Below are 13,550 nucleotides of genomic sequence, written 5' to 3'. Positions count from 1 at the left end.
CGAGAGGAACCTAGCGGAGACAGGCGCCGCAGTCATTATGCAACAAGGCAGGGGAATGTGAGAGGCTATCGCCCGAAGCGCAGGTCGTGCACGATATCGGTCTTCTGGCCGAGCCGGCTCTTGTAGACCTGATAATTCTCCATCACCCGCTGCACATAATTGCGCGTTTCGGGGAAGGGGATGCGCTCGATCCAGTCGACCACCTCGTCGATGGATTTGCCGCGCGGGTCGCCGTAGCGCGCGATCCAGTCGGGCACTTTGCGGGGGCCCGCATTGTAGGCGATGAAGGTCAAGATGTAGGAGCCGCCAAAAGCGTCGATCTGCTCGCCAAGATAATGCGCCCCGAGCGTCGCGTTGAAGCCGGGATCGCGGGTGAGTTTGTCCGGCTGATAGGCGATGCCGTGGCGCTGGGCGACGCCCTTGGCGGTCGACGGCAACAGCTGCAGCAGCCCGCGCGCATTGGCGGGCGAGACGGCGGCCGGGTTGAAGGCGCTTTCCTGCCGGGCAATCGCGTAAGCCAGCGCCTTGCCGGAGCCGGAGATATTGGCGCTGTCGGGAATGACGCCGACCGGGAAGGCGAGTGCGGGAACGTCGATTCCCCGCGCGTAAGCGGCCTTGCCGATCTGCAGCGACAGCTGATGCCCGCCATCCGATTTTTCCGCCCGGGCGCAAAGCAGCGCCAGTTCGCCGGGGCTGTCGATCTGGTCGGCCAGCGCCCGGTAAAGGCTCTGCGCCCGCCAGCCATGGCCGGCTGCCTCGTAGCGCGCGATCGCCTGCACCGCTTCGCGGCCTAGAAAACTCGCCCGCTCGGCCTCGGAAGGGCGGGGGTAGGGGATCTGGATGCCCGGCTTGTCGACGCGGGCCGCCGCCAGCTGACCGTAAAACGTGCTCGAATGCCGGGCTGCCTTGGCGAAATAGTCGTGAGCCTTGCCGTCCTTCTCCACTTCCGCCGCCCGGCCGAGCCAGTACCAGGCGCGAGAGGCCGACAGCGGCCGGTTCGACACCTCAAGAATCCGGGCAAAATGCCGGCTTGCCGTCTTCGGATCGTTCAACCCGCGCAGCGCATACCAGCCGGCATGGAATTCGGCATCCGCCACATCGGTCGCGTCTGACGCCACATGCTGGGCGGCGATCCGGTAGGCGGCTTTATAATCGCCGAGATCGGCCAAGCCCCGCGCGATGATCCGTTGCTCGTTCCACCAGTCGCGTGTGCTGACCAGCCGCTCCTTATCCCTGGGCATCTTGTTAAGCAGGGCCGCCGCCGCCTCGTAATCCTGGTCGCGGCGCAGCTTTTCGATCTGGATGAAGAGGAAGGCCGGGTCCTTGCGCCATTTGGCGTCGACCGCAGCCAAAACAGAATCGAGATTGCCCGAGCGCGCGATCAGCGCCGCCCAGGCCTTGTAGAGCGATTGCGCCTCGCCGAGCGTGGAAAACCGTTTCGCCTGGGCTGCGCGGTCGCGGTAAAGCAGCATGTCCATGCGCGCCCGGTGATCGGCCACGCCGAGCAGGCCCGAGAATTCACCGAGGATCTTGTCTTCGGTCGCGGTATCCAGCGCCTCCGAGCGCCAGAGTTTTTTGAGCCGGTTGGCGGCTTTGGCCTGCTGCCCTGCAGCCAGTTCGGCGCGGGCGAGCAGCATCAGCCCTTCCGTCGTCTCCGGAGCCGTATCGCCAAAGGCGGCAATCACGTCCCGCGCGGGCGGATTTTCCCGGTAGAGCGCCTTTTCCGAATTGGCGCGGAAGGATTTGAGCCCCGGCCAGCCGGTGAGTTGTCGTTGCGCGGCTGCGATTTCGGCGGCGGGCACATCTTTCAGCCCCGACATCGCGATCGACCAGGTCAACATATGCCGGTCGAGCCCGTCGGCCATCCGGTTGCGGATGGCAATCGCCGCCGCACCATCCTTGTCGGAGAGCGCATCGAGCCCCGCCTTCAGCTGCGGATTGACAGCGACAAGGTTGCCTGCGCGCGGAATGGCGCCGGTGGTTTCAAAGGAGGGGGGCGTTTTCTGGATCGGCGCAAAACCCAGAGGTTTCACCGCCGGCACCGGCACATCGGACGCAAACATGCTCCCCGCCGGCGCGAGCGCCGCGAGACACAGACCGAAGACGGAGCCGAAGAGACGCGATTTTTGCATCCGCACACCAGAACCCAGAAACTTGTCCTCCACTATAAGCCCGCCGCTTGGTTAACGAAACCTTGCGAGCCCCGATCACATTTCCCTGAGCGGGGCCTTCAAGCCGGCGCCGACCAGAGGCCTGAAAAGCGTCACAAAACCATCGCTTATGCGCTTGTGGGGCTTGAGGCTGCGCAGTAATGTGCCCCCGATTTAACCAAGGAATGCGGCCGAAGCGTGGATCTCGGCCATGAGGAGTTTGACTGCATGTTCCAGGGATCCATTCCCGCACTCGTCACGCCGTTCACGGAAACCGGTAGCGTTGACGAAGCAAGCTTTGCCGCCCATGTCGAATGGCAGATATCAGAAGGCTCGAGCGGCCTCGTGCCCGTCGGCACCACGGGCGAATCGCCGACCCTCTCCCATGCCGAACACAAGCGCGTGGTCGAACTCTGTGTCGAAGTGGCAAAAAAGCGCGTGCCCGTCATTGCCGGCGCAGGCTCCAACAACACGCTGGAGGCCATCGAGCTTGCCCAGCATGCCGAGGCCGTCGGCGCCGATGCGCTGCTGGTCGTCACCCCCTATTACAACAAGCCGACCCAGAAGGGCCTGATCGCCCATTACGAGGCGATCGCCAAGGCGACCGCGCTGCCGATCATCATCTACAACATCCCTGGCCGCTCGGTGATCGACATGTCGCCGGAGACCATGGGCGCGCTCGCCAAGGCGCACAAGAACATCGTCGGCGTGAAGGATGCGACCGGCAAGATCGAGCGCGTCTCCGAACAGCGCATCACCTGTGGGCCGGATTTCGTCCAGCTCTCGGGCGAAGATGCAACGGCCCTCGGCTTCAACGCCCATGGCGGCACCGGCTGCATTTCCGTCACCGCCAATGTCGCCCCGCGCCTCTGTGCCGAATTCCAGGCAGCGACCTTGGCCGGTGACTATGCCAAGGCACTCGCCTACCAGGACCGCCTGATGCCTCTGCACAAGGCGATCTTCCTGGAGCCCGGCCTCTGCGGCGCGAAATATGCGCTGAACCGCACCCGCGGCATGAACCGCACCGTCCGCCTGCCGCTCTTGGGCACGCTGGAGGCTTCGACGGAAGCCGCGATCGACGCGGCGCTGAAGCATGCGGGACTGGTGAATTGAGGGGATGGGAGGCCGGCGGAGACGCCGGCTTTTTTTGTTTGCGGGGGGAGCTTGCGCGCATCTAGCTTCCGTCGATCACATAAAGTCTAACTCGCCCAGCGAAGCTACCCGGTCTTGATGGCGACCTCTTTCTGGTCATCGCCATCGCGTCTGTTTAGCGACTTAACGCAAGGCGTTAAGTTCTATTGACGGAACAGATCGACTCGACTACTCTTGATGTATGGATATCGAGTTTCCTAATCGGCATTTGGCCCTTATCGAGACAGAGAGTGCTGCGCAGACGAGGCTCCCCGTTGCGGTAATTCAATCCGCGCGATTACGCCTCAGTATGATACGCGCCGCACCTGATGTTCGAACTTTAAAGAATTGGCGAAGCTTAGGCTTGAGTCAGGGTGTCCCTGGCTCGTCAGAATACTTCGTTTCAGTGGCTCCGGACTGGGTCTTGAGTCTACGGATTGAGGAAGTCAATAACGCTATGGCTGTGATTGTGAAATCGATTGAAGAGAAAGCTAGGGGGGCTGCCTGATGGCCAACCTCAATATGGTCGCGGTCGAGCCTCCTGGAGTGTTCATCAAGCTTGAGTTGGAAGCTCGGGGCTGGTCCCAGCGTGACCTTGCATTCATCCTCGGACAGACCGAGCAGCAATTGAATCCGCTTCTGTCCGGAAAGCGAGCGGTTACGCCCGATATGGCACGCTTACTGGGGGACGCCTTTGGTGCGTCTCCACAGTTCTTCCTCAATCTCCAGAGCCAGTTTGATCTCCAGAGTGCGAAGCAACCTGACCCGGCGGTAAGGACGCGGGCTGGGCTGCAGGCGGCCTACCCTGTGCGCGAAATGATACGCCGTGGCTGGATCCATGATGGGGAGGCATCGCTGCTCCAGCTTCAGATGGATAGGTTCTTCGAAGTCGCGAACGATCAAGAAGCCAGTCGGGTCGCGTTCGCCGCGAAGCGGACGCACTACGGTGAAACTCCGCCGAATCAGCTGGCCTGGGTGTTTCGAGTTCGGCAGCTTGCAAGTTTTCAGTCTGTTTCGCCTTTCTCCTCGGAAAGACTCCGGACTGCTTTGGCTAAACTCAGAGGACTGATGGTTGATCCTGAAGCGGTTAAGCACGTTCCTGAAATTCTATCGGATTGCGGTGTGCGGTTTGTTGTCGTCGAGGTTTTGCCTAACGCTAAGATCGATGGAGTGTGTACCTGGCTTGATGAGAATTCGCCCGTTATTGGGATGTCTACTTTGTACGATCGCCTCGATAACTTCTGGTTTGTGTTGCGCCATGAGATTGAGCACGTTCTAGAGGGACACGGAAAATCGTCGATTGGTATTGTTGATCACTTATCGGGTGAAAACGCCTCTGATAGTCTTTCGGATAACGAAGAAGAACGTGCAGCCAACTTAGCTGCTGCTGATTTTTGTGTTCCGACGCAGAAGATGGAATCTTTCTATGCGAGAAAGCATCCTTACTTCTCGGAGCGAGACGTAATTGGGTTCGCATCTTTGATGGGTGTCCATCCGGCTATTGTGGTTGGCCAGTTGCAAAAGCGAATGAAGCGATATGATTACCTTCGCAAGTATCAAGTGGCGGTAAGGAAGCATCTACCTGCCACAGCCGTGTGTGACGGATGGGGCCATGTGGCCGAAGCGCAACTCTGATTTCTAACGGTGGTTATGAATGGCAAAGTTCTCTGAACAGATGCAGTCAATATTTGACCGCTATACGGAAGAGGTTGATTCTGGCCCAGTGTCACTGGACGACGTCGCCACTTGGGCAATCTCGGAAGGCCTGTTTAAACCTCAGCCGCGTGACGTAGTGAAAATCTGCCGTGAAGCGCTGGCCGAGAGTTTGCGACAAGAAAAGCGTGTAGACTCCAACGGTAGGCGATATCGCGCCAAGCATTCAGTACGGACGAACATTGGAGGCGTGCAATTGAGTTTGTGGGCGGACATAGACACTGCCCCGCGCTCTTTTATGGAGAAATCTTTCAGCCAGCGTCGCAAGGCGATTGCCGACGATTGTTTCCAAATCAAACAAGACGTTGATCATTTTAATGAAGTTAATCCAACCGAGCTACCTCTTTTGGTAGTTCTGGATTTCACGGATGATGTTGCAGAGATGGAAGCTGCTGGTCGCGTCGGTCGAGACGAGGACGGTGAGGCTGCGTAAGCAAATTTCTGGTATCGCTACAGCCTAGAGAATTGCTCTGGTGCCCGTTGGATTTTGACGTGCTATCAGCTAGTGGATGCTACCCGCTGTGCTCGTTCATATGGCGTGCGTTGGTCGAGTTACCACTCGGCAATTCCTCCACCCACCCATACCCCACCTTTATTTCCCCCCCATCCTCCATTACATATCCATGACAACAGCCGCGCTCCGCCCGGGCACGGTCGAATGACGAGAAAGCTACGGGCGAAACGGAAGATTTGACCATGGCCCCCAAAGGCTCGCAGCGCACCGTCAACAAGATCGTCGCGGAAAACCGCAAGGCGCGCTTCAATTACGAGATTGTCGACACCTACGAGGCGGGTCTGGTTCTGACCGGCACGGAGGTCAAGTCGCTGCGCGAGGGCAAGGCCAATATCGCCGAATCCTATGCCTCCGATGAGGGCGAGGAGATCTGGCTGATCAATTCGCATCTGCCGGAATATCTGCAGGCGAACCGCTTTAACCACGAGCCGCGCCGTCGCCGCAAGCTGCTTCTGTCCAAGCGCGAGATCAACCGCCTGCGCGTCTCGATCAACCGCGAGGGCATGACGCTGGTGCCCTTGAAAATCTATTTCAACGAGAAGGGCAGGGCGAAGCTGGAGCTGGCGCTCGCCAAGGGCAAGAAGCTGCATGACAAGCGCGAGACCGAGAAGGAACGCGACTGGAACCGCCAGAAGCAGCGTTTGATGAAGACGGGCTGAGGCTGATGGCGCTGGAGTTTCTGAAGGTCACCGTCGGCCCCTTCGTCTTCGAGGCCAGGCTGGAGCGCGAAAAGGCGCCGGAGACCTGCCGCATCTTTGAGAGTTTCCTGCCCTTCCGTAACCAGGCGATCCATTCGCGCTGGTCGGGCGAGGCGGTTTGGGTGCCCTTGGGCGATTTCCAGTTCGGCGCGGGCTTCGAGAACCACACCTGCCATCCCTCGCGCGGTGATATCCTGCTTTATCCCGGCGGCTTCAGCGAAACGGAACTGCTGTTTGCCTATGGCTCCTCGCAGTTTGCCAGCAAGATGGGGATGCTCGCGGGCAATCACTTTCTGACGGTGGTGAAGGGTGCGGAGCAGCTGGAGGCCATGGGGAAAATGGTGCTTTGGCAGGGCGCGCAGGATATCGCTTTCGAGGCGATGTAAGTTCATAAAAAAGCTTCCAGGGGAGGGGCGCGAGAATACCCCCTCTGCCCTGCCGGGCATCTCCCCCACAAGGGGGGAGAGCGGCTGAGCCGCCGGGCTGTCACCCGCCGCCTTTGGAACCAGAAACGGAGCGGCAAACGCGACGCCCCACTCTCCCCCCTTGTGGGGGAGATGTCACGAAGTGACAGAGGGGGGTACCGTGCAGCGAAACACTATAGGTGGGGCAGGGTGCTCCCAATCCCTCAATGCTCTTCTTCGTGGCTCGATACCGGCTCGGCGACACGCGGCGCGCCGCGCTCGGAGGGGTCGCGGCCGATTTCGGCTTTGAGCGTCATCAGGTCGATGAAATGGTCCGACTGGCGGCGGAGATCATCGGCGATCATCGGCGGTTGCGTCGCCATGGTCGAGACGACGGAGACCTTGCGACCCTTGCGCTGCAGCGCTTCGACCAGCGTGGTGAAATCGCCGTCGCCGGAGAAGAGCACGAGATGGTCGACGGTTTCGGACTGTTCCATCGCGTCGATGGCAAGCTCGATATCCATGTTGCCCTTGACCTTGCGGCGGCCCATGGAGTCGGTGAATTCCTTCGCCGGCTTGGTCACGACCTTGTAGCCGTTATAGTCCAGCCAGTCGATCAGCGGGCGGATCGAGGAATATTCCTGATCCTCGATGAGGGCGGTGTAATAATAGGCGCGCAACAGGTAACCGCGCTTCTGGAACGCCTTCAGAAGCTTGCGATAATCGATATCGAAGCCGAGGCTCTTGGAAGCTGCGTAGAGATTGGCGCCATCGATGAACAGGGCGATTTTTTCGCGCGGATCGAACATCTTCATTATTCCTCAGGTGCAATATGAACTAACGCGGCAATCGGAAATCAAAACAATACCTTGCCCCTCCACATATGACCAGAGCGTTAAATTATGATCTGATCATATATAAAAGTATTTAGGATACGGAATTCGATAATCCAAGCACCTCTGGGTTGCATGTAAGCGGAAATCATGGCTTTTCAGATTGTCTTTTGTCGCGGGTCGGGCTCTTGGTGACGAAAAACTTGAAATTGCCGTCCATTGCCTGTATCGCACCCGTCAATCCCTCGCATTCATGACCGTAAAGGACAGGCAATGGCCCGCGTCACCGTTGAAGATTGCATCGACAAAGTCGAGAACCGCTTTGAGCTCGTTTTGCTCGCGAGCCACCGCGCCCGCCAGATCTCCCAGGGCGCGCCGATCACCATCGATCGCGACAAGGACAAGAACCCGGTCGTGGCGCTTCGCGAAATCGCCGACGAGACGCTGTCGCCCGACGACCTCAAGGAAGACCTGATCCACTCGCTGCAGAAGCATGTCGAAGTCGACGAGCCGGAGCAGGATCCGAGCTCGATGCTCGCCAATGTCGGCACCGCAGGCAAGGGCGACGAAGAAGACGAGCTGCCGGAAACCCTCACCTTCGACCAGATGTCGGAAGAGGAACTGCTGGCCGGTATCGAAGGTCTCGTTCCCCCGGAAAAGAGCGACGATTACTAATCGTCAATTAGTCGGAATTTAGTCTGTTTCTGACAGTTGGATAATGTGCGCCAGTCATGTCGGCTGGCGCGCTTTTTCGTTTCTAGGAGACGTCTGAATGATGCGGCAATACGAGCTCGTGGAGCGGGTGCAGAAATACAAGCCCGACGCCAACGAAGCTCTTCTGAACAAGGCCTATGTCTATGCCATGCAGAAGCACGGCAAGCAGACGCGCGCCAGCGGAGATCCCTATATCTCCCATCCGCTCGAGGTCGCCGCCATTCTGACCGAAATGCGCCTGGACGAATCGACCATCGCGGTCGCCCTCCTGCACGACACGATCGAAGACACCTCGGCCACCCGCGCCGAGATCGACGAATTGTTCGGCGAAGACATCGGCCGGCTCGTCGAGGGTCTCACCAAGATCAAGAAGCTCGACCTCGTCACCAAGAAGGCGAAGCAGGCGGAAAACCTGCGCAAGCTCTTGCTCGCCATTTCCGACGACGTGCGTGTTCTCCTCGTCAAGCTCGCCGACCGCCTGCACAACATGCGCACGCTCGAGCACATGCGCGACGACAAGCGCGCCCGCATTTCCGAAGAGACGATGGAAATCTATGCGCCGCTCGCCGGCCGCATGGGTATGCAGGACATGCGCGACGAGCTGGAGGACCTGTCCTTCCGCTACATGAATCCGGAAGCCTATGAGACGGTGACCAACCGTCTGGCGGAGCTATCGACCCGCAACGAGGGCCTGATCACCAAGATCGAGGACGAGCTGCGCGATCTCCTGGTGGCGAACGGCCTCTTGAACGCCGGCGTCAAGGGGCGCCAGAAGCGGCCTTACTCCGTCTTCCGCAAGATGCAGTCGAAATCGCTGTCCTTCGAGCAGCTCTCCGACGTCTACGGCTTCCGCATCCTGGTTGACGACGTTCAGGGCTGCTACCGGGCGCTCGGCATCGTGCACACCCGCTGGCGCGTGGTGCCGGGCCGCTTCAAGGATTATATCTCGACGCCGAAGCAGAACGATTACCGCTCGATCCACACCACGATCGTCGGTCCGTCCCGCCAGCGCATCGAACTGCAGATCCGCACGCGCCGCATGCACGAGATCGCCGAATACGGCATCGCCGCCCACAGCCTCTACAAGGATGGCGAAAACGGCGATCCGAACGAGCCGCTGAAGCGCGAAAGCAATGCCTATTCCTGGCTGCGCCACACAATCGAGGCTTTGGCGGAAGGCGACAATCCGGAAGAATTCCTGGAGCATACCAAGCTCGAACTCTTCCAGGACCAGGTCTTCTGCTTCACGCCCAAGGGCAAGCTGATCGCGCTGCCGCGTGGTGCGACCCCGATCGACTTCGCCTATGCCGTCCACACCAATGTCGGCGATACCTGCGTCGGCGCCAAGATCAACGGCTCGATCATGCCGCTGGTCACACGCCTGTCGAATGGCGATGAAGTCGAGATCATCCGCTCCGGCGTGCAGGTGCCGCCGGCGGCCTGGGAAGAGATCGTCGTCACCGGCAAGGCGCGCGCCGCCATCCGCCGCGCCACCCGCATGGCGATCCGCAAGCAATATGCCGGCCTTGGCCAGCGCATTCTGGAGCGCACCTTCGAGCGCGCCGGCAAGGTCTTTTCGCGCGATACGCTGCGCCCGGTTCTGCACCGGCTCGGCCAGCGCGATGTCGAAGACGCGATCGCCTCGGTCGGCCGCGGCGAAACCTCGTCGCTCGACGTGCTGCGCGCCGTCTATCCCGACTATCAGGACGAGCGCGTCACGACAAAACCGGCGGAAGACGGCTGGTTCGCGATGAACAGCGCCAATGGCATGGTCTTCAAGATCCCTGGTGCTGCCCATCCCAAGGGGGATGTGCCGACGGCAGGTGACGGCCCCGAGCCGCTGCCGATCCGCGGCCTCTCCGGCAATGCCGAGGTGCATTTCGGCCCGGCAGGTGCCGTCCCCGGCGACCGCATCGTCGGCATCATGGAAGACGACAAGGGCATCACCATCTATCCGATCCAGGCCTCGGCCCTGCAGCGCTTCGAGAACGAGCCGGAGCGCTGGATCGATGTGCGCTGGGATCTCGACGAGGCGAACAAGTCGCGCTTCGTCGCCCGTATCCTGATCAATGCGCTCAACGAGCCGGGCACGCTGGCGACCGTTGCCCAGTGTGTCGCCCGCCTCGATATCAATATCCGCGTCTTGAACATGATTCGCATTGCCACCGACTTCACCGAAATGGCGATCGATCTCGAAGTCTGGGACCTGCGTCAGCTCAGCCAGTTGCTCGGCGAGCTGAAGGAGCTCGACTGCATCTCGACGGTGAAGCGTGTCTACGATTGATCCGCTTGCGGGGCAGGTTACGGACCAGCCCCGCAAGTCTGCTTCTCTTGCGGCGAACTGCTTATCTTTTGCCCATCTTCTGCCCAAAACGTAAACCTCGACCCCTTCGATATGCGTTTGGTGCATATCTGGCGTCGCCAATCGGCTCTGGTGGTTTGTGCGGCGCAACATTATCTTCGGATCAACAGATGAAGACAAAGAACCGAGGATAAAACGATGTTTACTCCGATCCGCAAACTGGCCCGTGCACTCCGCGTTCCCACGGCTGCTGAACGTGAAATGAGCTACCTGAACGGTGCTCGCGATCTCGTCGACCTGGAATACCGCCAGCGCGAAATCGACCGTGGCGTGTTCCGTCGCGGTTTCTGATAACCGGCAGCCCACTTCGGCTGCAGATCATGTCTGATCCGTAGGCGGCCAGAACGGCCGCCTTTGGCAGCCGCCAGGTTCGGCGCCGGTCCTTTCCGGCGCCTCGTGTATTAAGGCGTTCCGTCGACGGGTAACCCTTGCGGGAAGCGCAGCGGATAAACTACATGTTGTCCATGCTGTTTCGACGTCGCCAACCGCTTTCCTATTCGACGAGGCTGCGCGAGCTGGTATGGCCGCGAAAAGGCTTCTCCCGCCCGTTTCAGTACTTCGGCAAACGTGTCCTGCGTCTGTCGGCGACGCCGCATGCGGTGGCCGCTGGTCTTGTCGCGGGTATCGTGTCGTCACTGACGCCGTTCATCGGCTTCCACTTCCTGATTGCCTTTGCGCTCGCCTATCTGGTCTCGGGCAACATGCTTGCGGCAGCGCTTGGAACGGCGGTCGGCAATCCGCTGACGTTCCCGTTCATATGGGCAGCGACCTGGGAAGTTGGCCGCTATCTGCTCGGCCAGGATGGCCCCTCCGGTCCCGCCGTCGATCTGCACCATCTTTGGCACGAATTCGGGATTGCCCATATCTGGGAGCCGGTCCTGAAGCCCATGCTTGTCGGTGCCATTCCGCTTGCCGTCATCAGCACGATCGTCGTCTATGCCTGCACCTATGTCGCCGTCGATCGGTTCCAGCGCCGGCGGCGCGAACGGCTGTCAGAACGGGCAAGGGCGCGCCTGGCCGATGCCTTGGAAGGGACGAGTGTCTGAGATGATCATCGGTATCGGCAGCGACCTCATCGACATCCGCCGGATCGAGAAGTCGATCGAGCGCTTCGGCGAAAAATTCACGGCGCGTTGCTTCACCGACGAGGAGCAGGCGCGCTCGAATGGCCGCAAGGATTCGGCCGCGTCGTATGCCAAGCGTTTCGCCGCTAAGGAGGCCATGTCCAAGGCGCTTGGCACGGGGATCGCCGAGGGCGTGTTCTGGAAGGAAATGGGCGTCGTTAATCTGCCGAACGGCAAGCCCGGCCTGGAACTCACCGGCGGCGCGCGCAAATTCCTCGATCGCCTGGTGCCGGAAGGGTACCGACCCGTCGTGCATCTCACCATCACAGACGAGTTTCCCTATGCCCAGGCCTTCGTCGTCATCGAGGCCCTGCCGCTGAATGTCTGATACATCCGGTCGCACCGGTTTGGCGGCTTCGCCGCTTGCCGGGCCGGCTGACAGCCTTCCATTTGACAATGAATAGCTCTAGAGAGAGCAGGATTTTCGCAAGAAGGAACAGACCCGCGTGAGCGAAGCCAAGAAGCAAAGTGCCCTTTGGGAAAACATCAAGGTCATCATCCAGGCCCTCCTGCTGGCCATGGTGATCCGGACCGTGTTGTTCCAGCCTTTCACGATCCCGTCGGGCTCGATGATGCCGACCCTGCTGGTCGGCGACTATATCTTCGTCAACAAGTTCTCCTACGGCTACTCGAAATACTCGCTGCCCTTCTCGCCGGACCTCTTCGAGGGTCGCATCCTGGCAAGCGAGCCGAAGCGCGGCGACATCGTCGTCTTCCGCTTCCCGCCGAATCCGAGCATCGATTACATCAAGCGCCTCGTCGGCCTGCCGGGTGACCGCATCCAGGTCATCAATGGCGTGCTGAACATCAATGGCCAGCCGGTGCCGAAGGTCGAGGACGGGGTTTTCACCTCGGACTATCGCATGGATCCGGGCACCGACGTGCCGGTCTTCCGCGAAACCATGGACAACGGCGTGACCTATGACACGCTCGACCAGGCGCCGGATACGCGGGGCGACAACACCCGCGAGTTCATCGTGCCGGAAGGCCATTATTTCATGATGGGCGACAACCGCGACAACTCGCTCGACAGCCGCTTCGATGTCGGCTTCGTGCCGGCCGAAAACCTGATCGGCAAGGCCTCGCTGATCTTCTTCTCGCTTGGCAACGACACCTCGTTCCGCGAAGTCTGGAAGTGGCCGTCCAACATGCGTTGGGATCGCCTGTTCAAGGTTGTCGAATGAACAGGAAGAAGGGCGTCGCAGAGGAGCATTGGGCGGAGATCGAAACTCTGGTCGGGCATCGTTTTGCCGATCGGGATCGCCTGTCCCGCGCGCTCACGCATTCGAGCGCCCAGCCGTCGAAGGGGGAGGGCGACTATGAGCGCCTCGAATTCCTCGGCGACCGCGTGCTCGGCCTGTGTGTGGCCGAGCTCCTCTTCAGCACCTTCCGCAAGGCGGCGGAGGGAGAACTCTCCGTCCGCTTCAACCAGCTCGTCAGCGCAGAGACCTGCGCTGCCGTCGCCGACGAAATGGAGCTCCATCGCTTCATCCGCACCGGCGCAGACGTGAAAAAGATCACCGCGAAGAACATGCTCAATGTTCGCGCCGACGTGGTCGAAGCCCTGATTGCTGCCATCTATCTGGATGCCGGTTTGGAAGCCGCGCGCGGCTTCATCCTGAAATACTGGACGGCCCGTGCTGCCCGCGCCGATGGCGCCCGCCGCGACGCCAAGACCGAATTGCAGGAATGGACGCATGCCCGGTATGGCGCGCCGCCGACATACAAGGTTGCGGATCGCTCCGGACCGGATCATGATCCCCGCTTCACGGTGATTGTCGAGATCCCGGGCCTGAAGCCCGAGGTGGGCATCGACCGTTCAAAGCGCGCCGCCGAGCAGGTGGCCGCGACCAAGATTCTCGAACGCGAAGGCGTCTGGGCCAAGGCCTCTGACGCAAACTGATTGG

General features: G+C 60.3%; 14 protein-coding genes. 12 read left to right on the top strand and 2 right to left on the bottom strand.

Features of this window, described 5'->3' with window-relative positions:
* Window positions 1-65 precede the first annotated feature (65 nt).
* Complete coding sequence (locus tag DFO46_RS11045; RefSeq protein WP_120277305.1) at window positions 66-2,132, bottom strand: lytic transglycosylase domain-containing protein; 2,067 nt, start codon at window positions 2,130-2,132, stop codon at window positions 66-68.
* A 246-nt stretch (window positions 2,133-2,378) separates the two neighbouring features.
* Between DFO46_RS11045 and dapA the strand changes: the two genes are divergently transcribed.
* From dapA to DFO46_RS11015, 5 genes are all read left to right on the top strand, one after another.
* On the top strand, window positions 2,379-3,263 hold the full coding sequence (gene dapA, locus DFO46_RS11040) for a 4-hydroxy-tetrahydrodipicolinate synthase (protein WP_120277304.1): 885 nt from the start codon (window positions 2,379-2,381) through the stop codon (window positions 3,261-3,263).
* Between the two features lie 525 nt (window positions 3,264-3,788).
* Window positions 3,789-4,916, top strand: coding sequence for a HigA family addiction module antitoxin (locus DFO46_RS11030; protein ID WP_120277302.1), 1,128 nt, complete (start codon window positions 3,789-3,791; stop codon window positions 4,914-4,916).
* 19 nt (window positions 4,917-4,935) lie between these two features.
* Window positions 4,936-5,427: a hypothetical protein gene (locus DFO46_RS11025; protein WP_120277301.1), complete on the top strand. Its 492-nt coding sequence runs from the start codon at window positions 4,936-4,938 to the stop codon at window positions 5,425-5,427.
* 263 nt (window positions 5,428-5,690) lie between these two features.
* A complete protein-coding gene (gene smpB, locus DFO46_RS11020) occupies window positions 5,691-6,167 on the top strand; it encodes an SsrA-binding protein SmpB (RefSeq protein WP_120277300.1) in 477 nt (158 codons plus the stop codon).
* A gap of 5 nt (window positions 6,168-6,172) precedes the next feature.
* Complete coding sequence (locus DFO46_RS11015) at window positions 6,173-6,592, top strand: DUF3830 family protein (RefSeq protein ID WP_205908201.1); 420 nt, start codon at window positions 6,173-6,175, stop codon at window positions 6,590-6,592.
* A 242-nt stretch (window positions 6,593-6,834) separates the two neighbouring features.
* On the opposite strand, the gene DFO46_RS11010 is transcribed toward DFO46_RS11015, so the two are convergent.
* A complete protein-coding gene (locus tag DFO46_RS11010; RefSeq protein ID WP_110793600.1) occupies window positions 6,835-7,419 on the bottom strand; it encodes an NYN domain-containing protein in 585 nt (194 codons plus the stop codon).
* 297 nt (window positions 7,420-7,716) lie between these two features.
* On the opposite strand from DFO46_RS11010, the gene rpoZ reads away from it, so the two are divergent.
* The 7 genes from rpoZ to rnc all read left to right on the top strand — a co-directional run bounded on the left by rpoZ (window position 7,717) and on the right by rnc (window position 13,546).
* On the top strand, window positions 7,717-8,118 hold the full coding sequence (gene rpoZ, locus DFO46_RS11005) for a DNA-directed RNA polymerase subunit omega (protein WP_062275086.1): 402 nt from the start codon (window positions 7,717-7,719) through the stop codon (window positions 8,116-8,118).
* Between the two features lie 97 nt (window positions 8,119-8,215).
* On the top strand, window positions 8,216-10,441 hold the full coding sequence (locus tag DFO46_RS11000) for a bifunctional (p)ppGpp synthetase/guanosine-3',5'-bis(diphosphate) 3'-pyrophosphohydrolase (RefSeq protein ID WP_110793567.1): 2,226 nt from the start codon (window positions 8,216-8,218) through the stop codon (window positions 10,439-10,441).
* A 216-nt stretch (window positions 10,442-10,657) separates the two neighbouring features.
* Entirely contained in the window at window positions 10,658-10,810 is a 153-nt protein-coding gene (locus tag DFO46_RS10995; protein ID WP_110793566.1) for a DUF3563 family protein, read from the top strand.
* Between the two features lie 173 nt (window positions 10,811-10,983).
* A complete protein-coding gene (locus tag DFO46_RS10990) occupies window positions 10,984-11,565 on the top strand; it encodes a DUF2062 domain-containing protein (protein ID WP_120278216.1) in 582 nt (193 codons plus the stop codon).
* Between the two features lies 1 nt (window position 11,566).
* Window positions 11,567-11,971, top strand: a complete 405-nt coding sequence (gene acpS / locus DFO46_RS10985) for a holo-ACP synthase (RefSeq protein ID WP_120277299.1) — start codon at window positions 11,567-11,569, stop codon at window positions 11,969-11,971.
* A gap of 118 nt (window positions 11,972-12,089) precedes the next feature.
* A complete protein-coding gene (gene lepB, locus DFO46_RS10980; protein WP_110793564.1) occupies window positions 12,090-12,827 on the top strand; it encodes a signal peptidase I in 738 nt (245 codons plus the stop codon).
* Complete coding sequence (gene rnc / locus DFO46_RS10975; RefSeq protein ID WP_110793563.1) at window positions 12,824-13,546, top strand: ribonuclease III; 723 nt, start codon at window positions 12,824-12,826, stop codon at window positions 13,544-13,546. The genes lepB and rnc overlap by 4 nt, the downstream gene beginning before the upstream one ends.
* Window positions 13,547-13,550 lie beyond the last annotated feature (4 nt).

The organism is Rhizobium sp. AG855 (genome assembly GCF_003610655.1).
Lineage (GTDB): Bacteria > Pseudomonadota > Alphaproteobacteria > Rhizobiales > Rhizobiaceae > Allorhizobium > Allorhizobium wuzhouense.
The sequence above is the reverse complement of the archived record's forward strand: the minus strand, read 5'-3'. Positions and strand labels throughout refer to the sequence as shown.

Bases quoted from the DNA above. Each gene is read 5' to 3' on its own strand.
- dapA (WP_120277304.1), top strand. From the start codon at position 2,379: ATGTTCCAGGGATCCATTCCCGCACTCGTCACGCCGTTCACGGAAACC.
- rpoZ (WP_062275086.1), top strand. From the start codon at position 7,717: ATGGCCCGCGTCACCGTTGAAGATTGCATCGACAAAGTCGAGAACCGC.
- DFO46_RS11010 (WP_110793600.1), bottom strand. From the start codon at position 7,419: ATGTTCGATCCGCGCGAAAAAATCGCCCTGTTCATCGATGGCGCCAAT.
- rnc (WP_110793563.1), top strand. From the start codon at position 12,824: ATGAACAGGAAGAAGGGCGTCGCAGAGGAGCATTGGGCGGAGATCGAA.
- DFO46_RS11015 (WP_205908201.1), top strand. From the start codon at position 6,173: ATGGCGCTGGAGTTTCTGAAGGTCACCGTCGGCCCCTTCGTCTTCGAG.
- acpS (WP_120277299.1), top strand. From the start codon at position 11,567: ATGATCATCGGTATCGGCAGCGACCTCATCGACATCCGCCGGATCGAG.
- DFO46_RS11045 (WP_120277305.1), bottom strand. From the start codon at position 2,132: ATGCAAAAATCGCGTCTCTTCGGCTCCGTCTTCGGTCTGTGTCTCGCG.
- DFO46_RS11000 (WP_110793567.1), top strand. From the start codon at position 8,216: ATGATGCGGCAATACGAGCTCGTGGAGCGGGTGCAGAAATACAAGCCC.
- DFO46_RS11025 (WP_120277301.1), top strand. From the start codon at position 4,936: ATGGCAAAGTTCTCTGAACAGATGCAGTCAATATTTGACCGCTATACG.
- DFO46_RS10990 (WP_120278216.1), top strand. From the start codon at position 10,984: ATGCTGTTTCGACGTCGCCAACCGCTTTCCTATTCGACGAGGCTGCGC.
- DFO46_RS10995 (WP_110793566.1), top strand. From the start codon at position 10,658: ATGTTTACTCCGATCCGCAAACTGGCCCGTGCACTCCGCGTTCCCACG.
- smpB (WP_120277300.1), top strand. From the start codon at position 5,691: ATGGCCCCCAAAGGCTCGCAGCGCACCGTCAACAAGATCGTCGCGGAA.
- DFO46_RS11030 (WP_120277302.1), top strand. From the start codon at position 3,789: ATGGCCAACCTCAATATGGTCGCGGTCGAGCCTCCTGGAGTGTTCATC.